General features: G+C 67.2%; 15 protein-coding genes. 12 read left to right on the forward strand and 3 right to left on the reverse strand.

Annotated elements, in window-relative coordinates:
- Nucleotides 1–8: 8 nt before the first annotated feature.
- Both QM732_RS06155 and QM732_RS06160 read right to left on the reverse strand, forming a co-directional pair.
- Complete coding sequence (locus QM732_RS06155) at nucleotides 9–1,298, reverse strand: NAD(P)/FAD-dependent oxidoreductase (protein WP_415655301.1); 1,290 nt, start codon at nucleotides 1,296–1,298, stop codon at nucleotides 9–11.
- 400 nt (nucleotides 1,299–1,698) lie between these two features.
- On the reverse strand, nucleotides 1,699–2,073 hold the full coding sequence (locus tag QM732_RS06160; protein ID WP_415655302.1) for a hypothetical protein: 375 nt from the start codon (nucleotides 2,071–2,073) through the stop codon (nucleotides 1,699–1,701).
- A gap of 87 nt (nucleotides 2,074–2,160) precedes the next feature.
- On the opposite strand from QM732_RS06160, the gene QM732_RS06165 reads away from it, so the two are divergent.
- From QM732_RS06165 to QM732_RS06195, 7 genes are all read left to right on the forward strand, one after another.
- Nucleotides 2,161–3,072 carry a GNAT family N-acetyltransferase gene (locus tag QM732_RS06165; RefSeq protein WP_415655303.1) on the forward strand — a complete coding sequence of 304 codons (912 nt, stop codon included), beginning with the start codon at nucleotides 2,161–2,163 and terminating at the stop codon, nucleotides 3,070–3,072.
- A 151-nt stretch (nucleotides 3,073–3,223) separates the two neighbouring features.
- Entirely contained in the window at nucleotides 3,224–3,889 is a 666-nt protein-coding gene (locus QM732_RS06170) for a haloacid dehalogenase type II (RefSeq protein WP_415659340.1), read from the forward strand.
- Nucleotides 3,890–4,036: 147 nt separating this feature from the next.
- Nucleotides 4,037–5,074, forward strand: a complete 1,038-nt coding sequence (locus tag QM732_RS06175; RefSeq protein WP_415654893.1) for an IS110 family transposase — start codon at nucleotides 4,037–4,039, stop codon at nucleotides 5,072–5,074.
- A 409-nt stretch (nucleotides 5,075–5,483) separates the two neighbouring features.
- Nucleotides 5,484–6,887: an aspartate aminotransferase family protein gene (locus QM732_RS06180; protein WP_415659341.1), complete on the forward strand. Its 1,404-nt coding sequence runs from the start codon at nucleotides 5,484–5,486 to the stop codon at nucleotides 6,885–6,887.
- Between the two features lie 44 nt (nucleotides 6,888–6,931).
- The gene (locus tag QM732_RS06185) at nucleotides 6,932–7,426 is read left to right on the forward strand and encodes an Lrp/AsnC family transcriptional regulator (protein WP_415655304.1); all 495 of its coding nucleotides are present in this window, start codon (nucleotides 6,932–6,934) and stop codon (nucleotides 7,424–7,426) included.
- Nucleotides 7,427–7,445: 19 nt separating this feature from the next.
- Complete coding sequence (locus QM732_RS06190) at nucleotides 7,446–8,318, forward strand: DUF4198 domain-containing protein (protein ID WP_415655305.1); 873 nt, start codon at nucleotides 7,446–7,448, stop codon at nucleotides 8,316–8,318.
- 16 nt (nucleotides 8,319–8,334) lie between these two features.
- On the forward strand, nucleotides 8,335–8,706 hold the full coding sequence (locus QM732_RS06195) for a hypothetical protein (RefSeq protein ID WP_415655306.1): 372 nt from the start codon (nucleotides 8,335–8,337) through the stop codon (nucleotides 8,704–8,706).
- A gap of 123 nt (nucleotides 8,707–8,829) precedes the next feature.
- On the opposite strand, the gene QM732_RS06200 is transcribed toward QM732_RS06195, so the two are convergent.
- A complete protein-coding gene (locus tag QM732_RS06200) occupies nucleotides 8,830–10,155 on the reverse strand; it encodes an NAD(P)/FAD-dependent oxidoreductase (RefSeq protein ID WP_415655307.1) in 1,326 nt (441 codons plus the stop codon).
- Nucleotides 10,156–10,415: 260 nt separating this feature from the next.
- Here QM732_RS06200 and QM732_RS06205 point away from each other — a divergent pair, with 260 nt between their 5' ends.
- The 5 genes from QM732_RS06205 to QM732_RS06225 all read left to right on the forward strand — a co-directional run bounded on the left by QM732_RS06205 (nucleotide 10,416) and on the right by QM732_RS06225 (nucleotide 17,018).
- Complete coding sequence (locus tag QM732_RS06205; RefSeq protein ID WP_415655308.1) at nucleotides 10,416–10,853, forward strand: hypothetical protein; 438 nt, start codon at nucleotides 10,416–10,418, stop codon at nucleotides 10,851–10,853.
- An 86-nt stretch (nucleotides 10,854–10,939) separates the two neighbouring features.
- Complete coding sequence (locus tag QM732_RS06210; RefSeq protein WP_415655309.1) at nucleotides 10,940–12,154, forward strand: TolC family protein; 1,215 nt, start codon at nucleotides 10,940–10,942, stop codon at nucleotides 12,152–12,154.
- A 44-nt stretch (nucleotides 12,155–12,198) separates the two neighbouring features.
- On the forward strand, nucleotides 12,199–12,726 hold the full coding sequence (locus QM732_RS06215) for a hypothetical protein (protein WP_415655310.1): 528 nt from the start codon (nucleotides 12,199–12,201) through the stop codon (nucleotides 12,724–12,726).
- The gene (locus QM732_RS06220) at nucleotides 12,723–13,856 is read left to right on the forward strand and encodes an efflux RND transporter periplasmic adaptor subunit (protein ID WP_415655311.1); all 1,134 of its coding nucleotides are present in this window, start codon (nucleotides 12,723–12,725) and stop codon (nucleotides 13,854–13,856) included. Before QM732_RS06215 ends, QM732_RS06220 begins: the two co-directional genes overlap by 4 nt.
- 15 nt (nucleotides 13,857–13,871) lie before the next feature.
- Nucleotides 13,872–17,018, forward strand: a complete 3,147-nt coding sequence (locus tag QM732_RS06225) for an efflux RND transporter permease subunit (RefSeq protein WP_415655312.1) — start codon at nucleotides 13,872–13,874, stop codon at nucleotides 17,016–17,018.
- The last annotated feature ends 6 nt before the right edge of the window (nucleotides 17,019–17,024 follow it).

Here is a 17,024-nt window from a genome sequence, read left to right on the forward strand (position 1 = left end):
CTGTTCCCTCAGGACATCCTGTCCTTGAGGCGGTAGTAGAGGCCCACGGCCGGCAGGAACCAAGGAGGGCCCACATGGCCCGGGATGGCAGGCCAGGGTCGGTTGCGCCAGGGGTTGGCGGCGGCGTTGCCCAGCAGGGTCTCGGCCATGCGCTGGCCCATGTGCACCGACATCTGCGTGCCGTGGCCGCTGTACCCCAGCGAGTAGAAAATGCCATCGCGCTCGCCGGCATGCGGCAAGCGGTCGCGGCTCATATCGACGAGACCGCCCCAGCAGTAGTCGATGCCCACGCCCTTGAGTTGCGGGAAGATCTGCTCCAGGCCTTCGCGCAGGATGTCACCGCTCTTGCGGTCCGACGTGGGGCTGGAGATCGCGAAGCGCGCCCGCCCGCCCCAGACCAGGCGGTGGTCCGGCGTCAGCCGGAAGTAGTGGTGGATGTTGGCGATGGTGACGTAGGTGCGCCTGGCCGCAAGCAGCGCGGCAGCACGTTCCGCCCCCAGCGGCTCGGTGACGATGATGAAGCTGCCGATGCCAACGATACGCCGGCGCAGCCAACCGAAGCTGCCATAGCCACCGTGCAGGCTGGCGCCTGTGGCCAGCAGTATCTGACGGGCGCGGATGGGGCCGCGCGGCGTGTGCACGAGATGTTCGTGACCGCGGCCCAGGCGCTGCAGGCGCAGCGCTGGCGTGCTCAGCAGTATCTGCGCGCCGCGCTTCTCGGCAGCTGCTGCCAGCCCGGTGGCGAAGCGGCCCATGTGCATCTGCGCACTCTTACGCTGCAGAAGGCCGCCGACGAAGCGTTCGCTGCCAACCTCGTCGCGCACGGCTCGGGCGTCCAGTAGTTCGACGTCGGGGTCCACCTCGCGCACCATGCGCTCGCAGCTGCGCGCTAGCGCCTCATAATGGGCCGGGCGGGTGGCCAGCTTGAGCTTGCCGTTGCGCTGGAAGTCGCAGGCAATGGCTTCTTCGTGCACCAGTCGCTCGACTGTGTCGACGGCGGCGTCGAACTCGTGATACCAGGAGCGCGCCTGCTCGACGCCGTACTGCTGGGCTGCGGCCACATAGTCCACCGCCAGGCCGTTGTTGACGTGGCCGCCGTTGCGTCCCGAGGCCTCCTTGGCGACGCGATCGCAGGCGTCCAGCACGACGACGTGCCGACCCCGTTGCGCCAGCGTGCGTGCGGCAGACAGGCCGGTGAAGCCGGCACCGATGATGACCACGTCGGCCTGCGCCGGCAGCTCTGCGGCTTGCGGCTGGAATGCCTCGGCTGAATCGGTCCAGTAGGAGTCGAGTTTCACGGCTTGTTGCCCTGGATCGCGGTGCGCATCATGAGGATTTCATTGAAGCATGTGAGGCCAACGAAAATGCGGGCTTGTGAGGGCTGGCGGCACATGAAACTGCCTTTTTGACCCCCCGGCTCGGCATAGGCTGCGGCCTGCACCGGAGCGAGGCGGCCGTGCACCTCAACCCGGCGTGACGAAGTCGGTCGGCACGCTCTTGATGAGCGTGCTCGGCTTCTCGGCTTGGTAGCGAAGCACCCATGCTGGTGCCGGACTGGTGTTGCGGACGACCTGGGGCTGATGTGTTGTTGAACACCAGTTGCAGGCCCTTGTCGCCCGACTCTGGCGCGACCGGCCTGGGGCCGTGCGGGGCGTGGCGCGCCTACGGTGACGCCTTCGGCGGTGGATGCGGTGAAGGTCATCTTTGTGATCCCCGAATGGCGCGTCGGCGCCGCGCTGATGGGGCGTTGCACGGTGCGGCGTTGAAGCGGCCTGCACGCGCGCCGGCCGACATCACGACGCCGACCGCTTCATCGGGTTCGATGATGGTCACGGCGAGCCTGTCGGCGTAGTTGGCGACAAGTGCGGGCACCAGGCCGTGGTGCACATCCGGCGTCGCGGCGCTGCTGGCGACGACCCGGCCAAGATTGAAGCCCTCGCAGTGCGCTTGACGTTGATTGGTATCGAGAGCTTGCAAAAGTGTGCCTTGCCGTCCGGGCCTGGCGTGGGCGACGATGCTAGGGAGCGTGCTCTGAAATTTGGCCCTGTTGGCGCGCCGGGCGGCGCAGATCATTGCGTGACGGGCACTTCCGGCGGTGCAAGCTGCGGTTCTTGGCAAACGGCAAGATCGTCCTAGCGTTGGTCGTCAGGGCTTGCCAGGATGGACACGAGAATTTCTCCTTCCTTGGAGCCCAGCTTGAATACCGTTACCCCTGCCGTGGCGCCGTCGACCGACGGCATTGTTTTGCGCGAAATGCGGGAGACCGATCTCGAGGCCGCGCTGTCCCTCTCGCAGGCCGTGCACTGGCCGCACCGGCTGGCCGACTGGCAGTTCGCCTTCGGCCTGGGGCGTGGGCTGGTCGCCGAGCGCGATGGTGGCGTGGTGGGCTGTGCGCTGAGCTGGAACTGGGGATCGTCGCACGCGACGTTGGGGTTGGTCATCGTGGATCCCAAGTGCCAGGGGCGGCGCATCGGCTTTCGGCTGGTTCAGGCGCTGCTGGCTGAGCTGGGCGAGCGCAGTGTGCTGCTGCACGCGACGGCCGAGGGGCGCGGTCTGTATGAGAGGTTGGGCTTTGTGCGCGCAGGCGAGGTCAGGCAGCACCAGGGCCAGGCCCCGTCGGCGCCACTGGTCGCGCTCGACGCCGGCTGGCGCCTGCGCCCGTCGGATCATGCAGACGCCGAAGCGCTGATCGAGCTTGACGCGGCCGCGCGTGGGATGCCGCGTGCGGCGCTGATGCGCGAGTTGTTGGCTGCCGCGGACACCGTCGTACTGGACCACGAGGGCCAGCGCCGGGGCTTTGCAATGCTGCGACGCTTCGGTCGCGGGCTCATCATCGGCCCAGTCGTCGCACCTGACGCGTTGGGGGCCAAGGCGTTGATCGCGCACCTGGTCGGCGTGAGTGCAGGCAAGTTCGTGCGCCTGGACATCGACTTCGACAGCGGCCTGACCGAATGGCTGGAGGACCTGGGCCTGATGCGCGTCGACAACCCAACTGCGATGGTGCGAGGCCCGGCGCTGGTCGCGACGCCGGGCGTGCGTGGGTTCGTGCTGGTGACTCAGGCCCTGGGCTAGAAGCCATGCTGGCTTGCCGCATGGCATGCCGCGTGCCTTGCCAAATCACGATTTCGTCCCGCCGCGCGGGGCGACAAGCACAGATCATTTTGCGGGCCGCTCACTACACTTTTTCGCAGTTCCAAGGCACCAGGAAAGGTCCATCGTGTCCATCGTCTTCCGACCCAAGTACATCAGCTTCGACTGCTACGGCACTCTGATTCATTTCCAAATGGCGCCGTGGGCGCGTCGGCTCTTCGCCGACCGCATCGCGCCTGAGCAGATGGACCAGTTCTGCGCAGACTTCTCGGCCTTCCGGCTCGATGAGGTGCTGGGTGACTGGAAGCCTTACTACGACGTCGTCTACAACGCCGTGCTGCGTACGGCCAACAAGTGGCGCGTTCCCTTCCGCGAGGCCGATGTGGCCGAGATCTACGCGGCCGTGCCGACATGGGGGCCGCATCCCGACACCGTGGCCGGCCTGAGCAAGATCGCTGGAAAGATCCCGCTCGTCATCTTGTCCAATGCGATGGACCACCAGCTGGTGCACAACGTCGAGAAGTTGGAGGTGCCTTTCCACCGCGTCTACACGGCCCAGCAGGCCAAGGCCTACAAGCCTCGCCTGCGTGCCTTCGAGTACATGGTGCAGCAACTGGACGCCAGGCCCGAGGACTTCCTGCACGTGTCGTCCAGCATGCGCTATGACCTGATGTCGGCGCGCGACATGGGTATCAAGGACAAGGCCTTCGTCAACCGCAAGCACGAGCCGGGCGCGCCGGGCTACGAGTACGCCGAGATCTCCGATATCGGCGGCCTGGCCGGCCTTGTGGGCCTCTGAGAAGCCGGCTCCCCTTTCTTTCTGCAGCAGCCGACCGCGGGCGACCCGGTCGGCTTTAATGAGATGGTCACCCCCATCTCCGTGTTTGCCCCGAACACCCCGGTGACATAAGTTGCCGGGGTGTTCTTCTATGTGGCGGAGGTCATCATGGACTCTGTGACGCTGGTCGGCATCGACCTGGGCAAGCATTCGTTTCACCTGCACGGCCAGGACCGCAAGGGCCTGGCCGTGTTCCGCAGGAAGCTCAACCGCAAGCAGTTGGTCGAGTTCTTCGCCAAGTTCCATCCCTGCACGGCCGTGATGGAGGCCTGCGCCGGCGCGCACTACCTGGCGCGCAAGTTCATCGCGATGGGTCACGAGGTCAAGCTGATCTCGCCCCAGTACGTGCGTCCGTTCGTGAAGGGCAACAAGAACGACTTCATCGACGCCGAGGCGATCTGCGAGGCCGCCTCGCGGCCCACCATGCGCTTTGTCGTCCCCAAGACCGAGGCACAGCAGACGCTGTCCATGCTGCACCGTGTGCGTGAGTCACTGGTTCACGATCGCACCAAGACCGCCAACCAGATGCACGGCTTCCTGCTGGAGTTCGGCATTGGTCTGCCTGTCGGCTTCGCCGTTATCAAGCGGCTGCCGGCGCTGTTGGCCGAGCATGAGGATCTCCCGCCACAGTTCGTGTCAGTGTTGGAGCGTCTTCACGAGCACTTCAAGTACCTCGACGGGCGGATCGCCGAAGTCGAGAAGCAACTGAGCCAGCAAGTTCACGAGGACGACCTGGGCCAGCGGCTCATGACGCTGCCGGGCGTGGGGCCCATCACCGCCAGCGTGCTGGCCGCCAAGATGGGCGACGGGCATCAGTTCGCCAGCAGTCGCGACTTCGCGGCCTCGCTCGGGCTGGTGCCGCGCCAGTACAGCACCGGCGGCAAGGCCACGCTGCTGGGCATCAGCAAACGCGGCGACAAGAACATGCGACGGCTGCTCGTGCAGTGCGCCCGGGTCTTCATGCTGTGCATGCATAAACACCCGAGCCCGCTGGCCGACTGGGTGCACGCGCTGCTCACGCGCCGTCACTCCAACGTCGTTGCCTGCGCGCTGGCTAACAAGCTCGCGCGCATGGCCTGGGCGCTGGCGCGCGGGCACTCGGTCTATGAGCCGGGCAAGTTGCGACCAGAACCGGCAGCCGCCTGAACTCCAGCTCCCTTCTGCTCTTCAACCCCAACCGGGGCACCCAACAGGTTTTGCGACCGCTGTAGCAGTGATGACGTGAACGGCCCATTCGGCCTGGCAGGCATCCAGATCGTAAAAACGGCGACCAACGCCGAGGCTTTTTTAAGGACTGCCAGGTGCGACTCTCATCGTGGCGCAGGGATCAACGATCCCTATCCAGACGCCGGATAGATTTACGCAAACCATCTTCACCTCAACCTGCATTCAGCCCTTGCAAAAACGGGGGTGACCATAGATTTTGCGCCGCATCTTCTGCCGTGGACGCGCGAACAACGCAGCTTCATCGCGACCGTCGCGGGTGTTTCGGCACCACCCGCCGTGATCCCGCACCTAAGCTGACCGCGTGTCCAAGCTCCATGTTTCGCAAGCCATGCAGAACGCCGCCCATCCTCATCTCGACCAGCTCGTTGCGCTGGACCGCGAACACCTCATCCACCCGGTGGCGCCTTGGCGCAAGCATGAGCAGCGCGGCGCGACAGTGCTCGAATCAGGGCAGGGCGCCTGGCTGCGCGACGCCAGCGGCCACGAGCTGCTGGATGCGTTCGCAGGCCTGTGGTGCGTCAACATCGGCTATGGCCACGAGAGCGTCGTCGCGGCGGCCGCCGAGCAGATGCGCAAGCTGCCTTATGCCACGGGCTACTTCCACTTCGGCAGCGAGCCGGCGATCCGCTTGGCGGCCAAGCTGGTCGAGATCACGCCGGCATCCCTGACCCGTGTGTACCTGACGCTGGGTGGTTCAGAAGCGGTGGATGCTGCGATCCGCCTGATCACGCAGTACTACAACAACACCGGCCGTCCGGCGAAGAAGCACTTCATTTCGCTGGAACGCGGCTATCACGGCTCGTCGTCAACGGGCTCGGGCCTGACCGCGCTGCCGCTGTTCCACCGCGGCTTCGACCTGCCGCTGCCGACGCAGCATTACATCCCCTCGCCCTATCGCTATCGCAGCGAGCATGCGAGCGACGAGGCCTTGATTGCGGCTTCCGTGGCCGCGTTGCGGGCCAAGGTGGCCGAGCTGGGCGCCGATCATGTGGCGGCCTTCTTCTGCGAGCCCATTCAGGGCTCGGGTGGCGTCATCGTGCCGCCCAAGGGCTGGCTCAAGGCCATGAGTGAGGCCGCACGCGAGCTGGACATCCTCTTCGTTGTCGACGAGGTCATCACCGGATTCGGCCGTACGGGGCCAATGTTCGCCTGCGAGGCCGAAGGCGTGGAGCCCGACCTGATGACGATGGCCAAGGGTCTCACGGCGGGCTATGCGCCCATGGGGGCGATGCTGATGTCAGAGAGGGTCTATGCCGGCATCGCCGACGGTGCGCCCGCCGGCGCGGCCATCGGGCATGGCGCGACCTACTCGGCGCACCCGGTCAGCGCCGCCGTGGCGCTGGAGGTGCTGCGCCTGTATGAGGAAGGCGGCATCCTCGCCAATGGCCAGCGGGTGGCTCCGCATTTCGCGGCTGTGCTGGACGGCCTGGCCGATCACCCCCTGGTGGGTGACGTGCGCTATCGTGGCCTGCTGGGCGCGCTGGAGCTGGTCAGCGACAAGGCCAGCAAGCGAGGGTTCAGCCCGCGACTGGGACTGGCCGACCGGCTGTTCGAGGCCGGCTATCGCAACGGCCTGGTGTTCCGCTCCTTCGGCGACCACATCCTTGGCTTCGCGCCGGCGCTTTGCTTCACCGAGGACGAATTCGCGCAAATGGGCCAGCGCCTGAAGAAAACGCTCGACGAGTTGCTCGCTGCGCCTGATGTGCGCGCCGCACTCGCGCAGCGCGGCTGAGTCGGCACAGAATCCGCTCTCCAGCACTCTCTTGGCGAAACACCGTGTCCGCACCTCTCAAGCTCGATCGGCTCGATCTGCGCATCCTCAGCCAGCTGCAGAAGAACGGGCGCATCACGAATGTCGACCTGGCCGATGCGGTGGGCCTGTCTCCCAGTCCCTGCCTGATCCGCGTCAAGCGCCTGGAGCAGGCGGGCTACATCTCCGGCTATGGCGCGCAGTTGCGGCTGGAGAAGCTGGGCGACACGCTGACGGTCTTCACCGAAGTGACGCTGTCGGACCATCATCGCGAGGACTTCGCCCGCTTCGAGGCTGCCATCCGCGAGGTGGACGAGATCCTCGAATGCCATCTGGTCAGCGGCGGCTATGACTACCTGCTGCGCTTCATGACGCGCGGCGTCAACCACTATCAGTCCATCATCGAAGGCCTGCTCGAGCGCAACATTGGCATCGAGAAGTACTTCAGCTTCATCGTCATCAAGTCGCCGTTCATCAAGACTCATTACCCGATCGAGCGGCTCTTCCCGCAGGAGTCCTGAGCCGCCAGCCAACGTGCTCTTGCAGGCGTGGCATTCGATGCATCCTTCTTCGGCGACCACGGTAAACGGCACATTCCTCTGCGTGTTCTGGCCAACACTTCCGCGTGCTTGTTGGATTCCCAGTTCCCCCTTTTTTAGGAGCATCGATGTGAAGGCACTTGGCAAGGTTTTGACTTCGGCGGCCCTCGCGGCTGGCTTTCTGTTCTCCAGTGGCGCGCAGGCCCATGGCTTCTGGTTCGCGCAGCGCGCCAACTCGCTGGCCATGGTCTTCGGCGTCGGTGCAGATGACCTGGACGTGGTGAAGCGCCTGCCCAAGGTCACCCACTTCGGCGCCTACGACGAGGACGGCCAGGCGGTGCCGAGCAAGCTCCTCACGAATGGCCCACTCGTCACTGTCGATATCGACAATCAGCCCGCTTTCGTCGCGGCGGTCATGGACTACGGCATCTGGAGCAAGACGCCCGACGGCAAGTGGCACAGCAAGGGCAAGGACGAAGTGCCCGGCGCCATCATCAGCGAGAAAAACTACAAGTACGGTGTCCACCTGCGCCGCGAATTGACCGGTCCGATGCCGCTGTTGCCGGACCAGACGCTTCAGATCGTACCGGCCAAGACGCCGCTGCCGATCAAGGCCGGCCAGCCGCTCAAACTGAAGGTGCTCTACCAGGGCAAGCCCGTCGCCGGCGCCCGCGTGCTGTCCGACTGGGTGAATGACCCCGACGCCAAGGGCGTGTTCACCGGCAAGGACGGCAGCGTCACAGTCAAGGTGCGCAACCAGGGCTTGAATGTCATCGTCGCAGTGTTCAAGTCTGCGCCCGAAGATGCCACCAAGACCAATGCCGTCGAGAACCTGGCCTCGCTCTCCTTCGTCCTGCCCCACGAACCCGAATGAACCTCGAGGATTTTTCATGAAACAACTCTCTACCCTGATCCTGGGCGCCGCACTGCTGTGCGGGGGTGTGGCCCATGCCCATGGTGATGGCACCGCGCGCCATGGCGGCCTGGTGCAGATGGCCGGCGAGATCAAGTTCGAGCTGGTTGCAAAACCGGACTCGGCTGAGCTGTATCTCGACGACCACGGTCAGACCGTGCCCACTGCCAAGCTCACCGGAAAGATCACCGTGCTCAGCGGCGGCGCCAAGTCCGAAGCCAAGCTGGAGCCTGCTGCCGGCGACAAGCTCGTCGCAAAGGGCGTCAAGTTGGTCAAGGGCGACAAGGTGGTGGCTCTGGTCACCACCGAAGACCAGCAGCACAGCAGCGCCCGCTTCGTCATCAAGTGACGGCGTCGCGCGGCGGGCTTTGCCCGCCGCGCCAGGCACGCTCGGACTCTGCGCGCCGGGCGGTGTCCCGAATCTCGCTGACTCGCACGGAGGCGGGGCGGCCACAGCCCACCCCTTGGGCTCTCAGAACTCTGACACCTTGCCCCACTGCGCCTGGCCGAAGCGCGCCAGCCGGTACTGGGCAATCTCGGTGATGGGTGTGCGCCCGAGCAGGATATCGGCCACCAGGTGGCCGGCGCCAGGGCCGATGCCGAAACCGTGGCCCGAGAAGCCTGCCGCCAGCAGCAGGCCCGGCACGCCGATGCTTGCATCGATGACAGGAACGCCGTCCGGCGTCGAGTCGATGTAACCCGCCCACTGTGCCTGCACCGGCACCTGCGTCAGGCCGGGCAGCAGCTCGCGTGCCTGCCGCAGAGTCTGCGCCAGCGTCGCGTGCGAGGGCCTGGGGTCGAGGATGCGTACGGCCTCCATTGGCGTGGGTTGATCCATGGCCCAGCGGCGGCGTGTCTCGAAGCCCGCGCGCCATGCCTGCAGATTCCCAGGCGACAGCATGCGCCAACGCTTGGCGAACATGGGCACGAAATGCTTGGCACCGTAGAGCATGCCGGGCGTGGGGTCGACCTTGCCGAAGCCCGAGATGGCCAGCGTGTAGCCGCCATCCGAGCGCCGGGTGACGGAAGCCGCGGCCGTATGCAGCGCAGCTGGCAGGCCTTGCGCACCGGGTGCCACGCTGAGGATGGAGCTGCGGATGGCAGCTTGCGGGAAGCCAATGCCCAGTTGATGCAGGAAGCTGGCCGCCCAGGCGCCGCCGGCCATCACCACCTGTCGTGTGCGGATAACGCCGCGCTCCGTGATGACGCCGCTGACGGCGCCGGCCTCGCGCTCGATGCCACGCGCGGCGCAACCTTGCAGCACGACGCCGCCATGCTTGATCACGCCGCGTGCGATGGCGGGGGCGGCGCGCGACGGGTCCGCGATGCCATCGGTTGGCGACCAGACGCCTCCCTTCCAGGCCTTTGCCGTGGCCTGGCCGCGCTGGGCCGCTTCGGCCGGGCTGAGCATCTGCGTCTGCACGCCGACACCGCGGGCGAACTTGCCCCAGGTGGCCCAGGTGTCGATTTCCTTGTCGTCGTTGGAGAGGTAGAGCAGGCCGCAGCGCGAGAAGCCCATGTCGTCCCCGATGTCGGCCGCCATGTCCTCCCACAGTGCCAGGCTCTTGGTGGACAGCGGCAGCTCGCGCGCGTCGCGATTCTGTTGCCGGCACCAGCCCCAATTGCGGCTGGACTGCTCGGCGCCGACGCGGCCCTTCTCAAGCAGCACGACGCGCTGGCCCGCGCGCGCGAGCCAGTATGCGGCGCTGACGCCAACGATGCCAGCGCCGATGACGACGCAGTCGGCGTGGGAGGGCAGGGTGTCCGGGGTGTCGAGAACTTGCAGAGGCGCTGTCATCGGTCGGTGGGGTTGCGGAGTCGATCCAGTCTAGAAGCAGCCTCGCCGCATAGGGCTGCGTATGCGTGCCGCCAACGACATATCCCGATTCCGATTGGTGCCTGCGCCGCACGATGTGCCGTCCACATTGGTGCAACCCCGTAGCCTGCTGGTGCGCCGGCAGACTGTGCTGCTTTCTGCCCGCCAATTCGACAGGAGATTGCGTGCAAATGCCCGCAAACGGCAGCGCGCCGCGAGAGCCCACTTCCACAATCCGTCGCATGAGCCGTCACCCCTTTGTCATCTACGCGCTGCTGCTGTCGCTGCTGCTGCAGACGATGTCGCTGGGCGGTCGTTGGCCGGGCCACAGTGGGTCGGCCGAGACCATGCACGCCGTGCTGCACTGGTCGGGCATTGCCCACCATCATGAGCATCAGTTCAGCCAGGCCCTGCCAGATGACGACGCCGACTTTGTGGCTCTCGAGAAGTCGCTGGGGCTGGAGCGAGGTCCTCACCAGGGCTTCCACCAGGACTTCTCGGCCGACTCCAACCACCACATCGGCCAGGACGCCTGCCTAGGTGCCGTTGGCCCCATCCCCGCAGGCCTGAGCAGCAGCTTTGCGCTGGCGGCGCACACGCCGCCAGCGCTACTGACGCTGGCAGAAATTCCCGATCCCTTCCTCGCCGGCTTGCGCCGCCCGCCCAGACGGATCTCCTGATCCGTGCGGCTGCCTCCCGGCAGTCTGACCTCATCGCAGCCAGGCTCACGCACAGATCCTGGCGGCTAGACACAGGCAGGTGAAGATTGAAACCCATTCATAGGATTCGTTGGGGTGTCGCTGCGGCGTTGCTCGGTGGCTGCGCGCTCGTAGCGCGGGCCGAACCGGTCACGCTGGCGCGGGCCGTCGATGCAGCCTGGCAGCGCACCCAGGCCGGCGCAGCCTCGCAAGCCCAGGTGCTGCGGGCGCAGGCCGAGCGCGACGCTGCGGCCAGTTTGCTTGCGGCGCCGCCAGCCGTGCAGCTGTCGCAGCGCAGTGACCGCTGGCAGGACAACGCCGGTGTGCGTGAGCGCGAGATCGGCGTTGCGTTGCCCTTGTGGCTGCCGGGCCAGCGCAGCGCCCGCCAGGCGGCCGCCGAGGCCGAGTTGCGGTCGGCCTCGGCCGGCGGCGATCTGGCGCGCCTGCGCCTTGCGGGTCAACTGCGCGAGCTGGCCTGGAACCTGGCCGGCCTGCGGGCCGAACGTGCCAGTCTTCAGGCCCAGCAGCGCTACCTGCAGGCGCTGGCAGCCGACGTGGAGCGCCGTGTGCGGGCCGGTGACCTGGCTCGCACGGACGCCCTCGCGGCGCAGGGTGAACGGTTGGCGAATGAGGCCGAGCTGCTCGCCGCCACGCAGCGCCTGCAGGCCGAGCGCGAGCGCTGGACGGCGCTCACGGGCCTGGCAGCCGATGAGGTCGACGCCACCGAGCCGCAGACGCCCGACCGTGAGCTGGACGGCCACCCCCAGCTGGCACAGCTGGCGCAGGCCGCCGAGGCCGCACGTCGCCAGCTCGACGCGACGCGCCGCGACCTGGCCGACGCGCCCGAGCTGAGCGTCGGCTACCGCAACGAGCGCGATGCTCATGGGCAGCCTGGCCGTGGCAGCGTCACCGTCGGGCTGCGTATCCCATTCGGAACGGCGCAACGCAATCTGCCGCTGCGCGCCGCGGCCCAGGGTGCGCTGGACCAGGCGTTGGCCGAGCAGGACCGTAGCCGGCTGGAGCTTGCTGCCGAGCTGGCGATCGCCCGCAGTGAGCTGCAGTCGGCAGATTCGCAGGCTGCCATGCAGCGTGAGCGGGCCGGCCTGCTGCGCCAGCGCGCGACGCTGCTCGACACCTCCTTCCGTGCTGGCGAGACCGCGCTGCCTGAGTTGCTGCTGGCCGTGCAGGCCGCCGCCCAGGCCGACGCCACTCTGGCCCGTCAACAGGCTGCGCTGGGCCAGGCCCGCGCTCGCCTCCTTCAAGCTTTCGGGGTGATCCCATGAACCTTCTTTCCTGTCTCCGCGGCCTTGTCGGCGCGCTTGTCTTGATGGCCGGCACCGCATTCGCGTCGCCCGGCGCCCATGGCCCCAACGGCGAGCACTTGGACGGGCCGGCCGCAGCAGCGGTCGGTACTGGCCTGCCCCGCATCGAGGCCCATTCCGAAGCCTTCGAGATCGTTGGCCGCCTTGGTGCCAGCGACCTCGTGCTTTACGTAAGCCGCTATGAAACCAACGAAGCCGTGCTCGGCGCCAAGCTGGACGTCGAGTTCGGCACCTTGAAGGCGCCTGCAGCCTTCCAATCGGAGGGGGGGAGCTACCGCGTCGCCGATGCAAAGTTCATAGAGGCCCTGCATCGCGCGGGAAGCCATGCGCTCGTCTTCACGCTGACGGCCGGTGCCGACAGCGACCTGTTGGACGGCACGCTGGCTGTTACCGCGCACGACGACCACGGCCACGCGGCTGGTGGCCTGAACCTGCGCACCACGGGCGCCGTTGTCGGCGGGCTCGCGCTCGTTGGCCTGGCCGTAGCGGTGCTGCGTCGCCGTCGTTCCACCACCTTCGGAGGCGCGCAATGAAGCGGCTGCTGAGTTCTCTCGTTTTGCTCCTCGCCGCCACCGCAGCACTCGCGTCGCCCGGTGCCCATGGTCCCAACGGCGAACACCTTGACGGCCCCGCCGCGGCCAAGGTCGATGGCCTGGCACGGCTGCCTGACGGCAGCGTGCAGGTGCCCGTGCCTGCGCAGCGCCGCATGGGCCTGCTGACGCGTTTCGTGCCGCTGACTGACGCGCCGGCCGCACTGCAGCTGCCCGGCCGCGTGGTCGTCGATCCCAACGCCAGCGGACGCGTGCAGACCGTGCAGGGCGGCCGCGTTGAGGCCGGACCCAAGGGCTTGCCGGTGGCCGGCCAGCGCGTACGGCGCGGCGAGGTGCTGGCCTACGTGCGATTCCATGGCGAGCCCTTCGCCAAGGCTAACCAGCAGGCCGCCCTGGCGGAACTGCAGGCAAACCGGGCCGTCGCCACCCAGCGCGTGCAGCGGCTGCGATCGCTGGAAGGCAGTGTGCCGCGCAAGGACATTGAGGCTGCCGAGGCAGAGTTGCTGAGCCTCACGGCGCGCGAGCGCGACATCGGTGCCAGCCTGCAGGCGCGCGAGGCACTGGTGGCGCCTGTGGACGGTGTCGTCGCCAGTACCAGCGCGCTGGCCGGCCAGGTCGTCGAGCCGCGTGATGTCCTGTTCGAGATCGTCGACCCGGCACATGTGCTGGTCGAGGCCAGCACGGCCGACCCCGGCATCGTGCCGCGTATCAGCGGCGCCCGCCTGCTGGCGCAGGGCGATGCCAATCTGGCAGCTGTCAAGCTCAGGCTGGCGGGCGCCGGCCGCATGCTGCGCGATGGCCTGCTGCCGCTGACCTTCCATGCCGAGGTGGGTGGCAAGGACGCCGCGCTGCCGCTGGCCGTCGGGCAGATGCTGGGCGTGGTGGTCACGCTGGACACCCAGCTCAAGGGCTTCGTGCTGCCGGCCTCGGCCGTGGTGCGCAACCCGGCCAATGAGGCCATCGTCTGGATCAAGTCCGGCGCCGAGCGCTACATCCCGCAGCCGGTCGTCTACCGGCCGCTGGACAGCAACTCGGTGGTCGTTACCCAGGGCCTGGGCGAAGCCAACCGCGTCGTCGTGCAGGGCGCGGCGCTGATTGCGCAGATCCGCTGAACGGGCGAGGCAACCATGTTCAACTGGATTGTCCGTTTCAGCCTGCACAACCGGCTCTTCGTGCTGGCCTTCGCGGCCATGCTGCTGGTCTACGGCGCCACCACCGCGTGGCGCACGCCGGTCGACGTCTTCCCCGACCTGAACAAGCCCCTCATCACGGTGCTGACCGAGGCCGGCGGCATGGCGCCCGAGGAAGTGGAGCAACTGGTCACCATCCCCATCGAGACAGCGCTCAATGGCATGCCTGGCGTGACCCGCGTGCGCTCGACCTCGGGCGTGGGCCTGGCCATCCACTACGCCGAGTTCGACTGGGGGACCGATATCTATCGCAACCGCCAGATCGTTGGCGAGCGCCTGGCGCTGGTGCGCGAGCAACTGCCCGCCGGCATCACTCCCATCATGGGGCCGGTGTCTTCCATCATGGGCGAGGTCATGCTGATCGCGCTACCCACGCGACCCGGCGACCCCAAGGCGGCATCGCCCATGCAGGTGCGCGAGTACGCCAACTTCGTGCTGCGGCCGCGACTGTTGTCCATCGTCGGTGTGGCCCAGGTCATTCCCATCGGCGGAGATGTCCGCACGCTGCGCGTCGAGCCCGACACGGCGCGCATGTCCCAGGTGGGTGTGTCGCTGACGCAGATCGAGGCGGCACTCAAGGGATTTGCTGGCAATGCCGGTGGCGGCTTCATCGACCTGAACAGCCGTGAGTACCTGATCCGCCACATGGCGCGCACCAACCGCATCGAGGACCTGCAAGGCCTGGCAGTGGGCTGGAAGGACGGGCGCGCCATCCTGCTGGACCAGGTGGCAACCGTGCGTGTCGCGCCCGCGATGAAGCGCGGCGACGCGGGCTACAACGGTGCGCCAGCCGTCATCGTCAGCGTGCAGAAGCAGCCGGGTGCCGACACCGTGCGCCTGACCGGCCAGATCGAAGCCGCACTGGCCGAGCTCAAGGCCGGGCTGCCGACCGGCATCGCTGCGCCCAAGGTGCTATTCCGACAGGCCGACTTCATCGAGGCTTCCATCGGCAACGTCACCGAGGCGCTTCGCGACGGTGCCATCATGGTGGCCATCGTGCTGTTCGCCTTCTTGTTGTCGGCGCGCACGACGCTGATCTCGCTGACGGCCATCCCCTTGTCCTTGGCGGTCACGGCACTGGTGTTCAGGCTGCTGGACCAGTCGATCAACGTGATGACGCTGGGTGGTATCGCCATCGCCATCGGCGAGTTGGTGGACGACGCGGTGGTGGATGTGGAGAACATCCTGCGCCGCCTGAAGCAGAACCGCGCCGCGGGCAATCCGCTGTCGGTGCGCGAGGTGGTCCGCCGGGCCAGTGTCGAGGTTCGTTCGGGCATCGTCTACGCGACCACCATCGTCGTTCTCGTCTTCGTGCCGCTGTTCGCGTTGCCGGGCATCGAGGGACGACTGTTCTCGCCGCTGGGTGTGGCCTACATCGCCTCAGTGCTGGCCTCCATGGTCGTCTCGATGACGCTGACGCCGGTCCTGTGCGCCTGGTTGCTGCCGCGCATGAAGAGGCTGGAGCACGAGGACAGCCCACTGGTGCGCTGGCTCAAGCGCCGCGACGCCACGCTGTTGGCCTGGTCCTTCCCGCGCGCAAAGGTACTGGTGGCCGTGGCGGCGGTGGCCGTTGCGGCCGCGGGAGCCAGCGTGCCCTTCATGCCGCGCGCCTTCCTGCCCGCATTCAATGAGGGCTCGCTCGTGCTGGGCATGATGTTCAACCCAGGCACGTCGCTGGACGAGGCGAACCGGCTGGGCAAGGTTGCCGAGGACCTGATCCGCGAGGTGCCCGAGGTCACTCAAGTGGGGCGCCGCACTGGCCGCGCGGAGCTGGACGAGCATGCCGAGGGCGTCCATTCGTCGGAGATCGATGTCGACCTCAAGCCCAGCGAGCGTGGCCGCGAGGCGGTGATGGCGGCGATCCGCGAGAAGCTGTCGGTGCTGCCGGCCCAAGTGGCCATTGGGCAGCCCATCTCGCACCGGCTGGACCACCTGCTGTCGGGCGTGCGCGCGCAGATCGCGCTGAAGATCTTTGGCGACGACATCGACACTCTGCGCGGCTTGGCCGAGCAGATGCGCGGCAAGCTCGCTGGCGTGCCGGGCCTGGTGGACCTGACCGTCGAGAAGCAGGTGCTGATCCCGCAGATCACGGTGAGGCTGGACCAGCGCAAGGCGGCGCAGGTGGGGCTGTCGCCCGGCGAAGCCATGCGCACGCTGCAGGCGTTGACCGATGGTGCGCACGGCGCCGAGATCGTCGACGGCCAGCGTCGCTACGACCTGGTGCTGCGCCTGCCTGACGGGCAACGCAGCCCGCAGGACCTGGCACGGACGTTGATCGACACGCCCGCTGGCCGGCTGCCGGTGTCCGCCATCGCAACGGTGGAGGAGGGCGACGGTCCCAACCAGATCGGTCGTGAGAACAGTCGCCGGCGCATCGTCGTCTACGCCAACACCGATGGCCGGGACATGAGCCAGGTCATCGCCGATATTCGCGGAATCCTTGCGGCGACGCGTCTGCCGGAGGGCAACTTCATCAGCCTGGAGGGGCAGTTCCAGGCCCAGGAGCAGGCTACGCGGCTCATCACCGTGCTGTCGTTGCTGTCGCTGGCAATGGTCTTCCTGGTGCTGTACACGCGCTACCGCTCGGCCGTGCTGGCGGGCGTCATCATGGCCAACATCCCGCTGGCTCTGATCGGCAGCGTCGTGGCGATGTGGCTGGCCGGTGTGACGCTGTCGGTTGCGTCCATGGTGGGCTTCATCACGCTGGCCGGCATCGCGACGCGCAACGGCATCCTCAAGGTCAGCCACTACATCAACCTGTGCCGTTTCGAGGGCGAGCGCTTCGGCCAGCCCATGATCGTGCGCGGCTCGCTGGAGCGACTGACGCCGGTGCTGATGACGGCCCTGGTCGCGGCCTTTGCGCTGACTCCGCTGCTGCTGGCGGGCGACAAGCCTGGCAAAGAGATCCTGCACCCGGTGGCGGTCGTCATCTTCGGCGGCCTGATCAGCTCGACGCTGCTGGACTCGCTGCTGACTCCCGTCATGTTCTGGCTGGTCGGCGAGCGGCCGACGCAGCGCCTGCTTGCTGAGGCCCGGGAGGCAGAGGTCGAAGCCCAGGGGCCCGCCACTCAGGAGGCCTTCTGACACCTG

It is taken from the genome of Roseateles sp. (assembly GCF_047654805.1).
Taxonomy (GTDB): Bacteria; Pseudomonadota; Gammaproteobacteria; order Burkholderiales; family Burkholderiaceae_C; genus Pelomonas.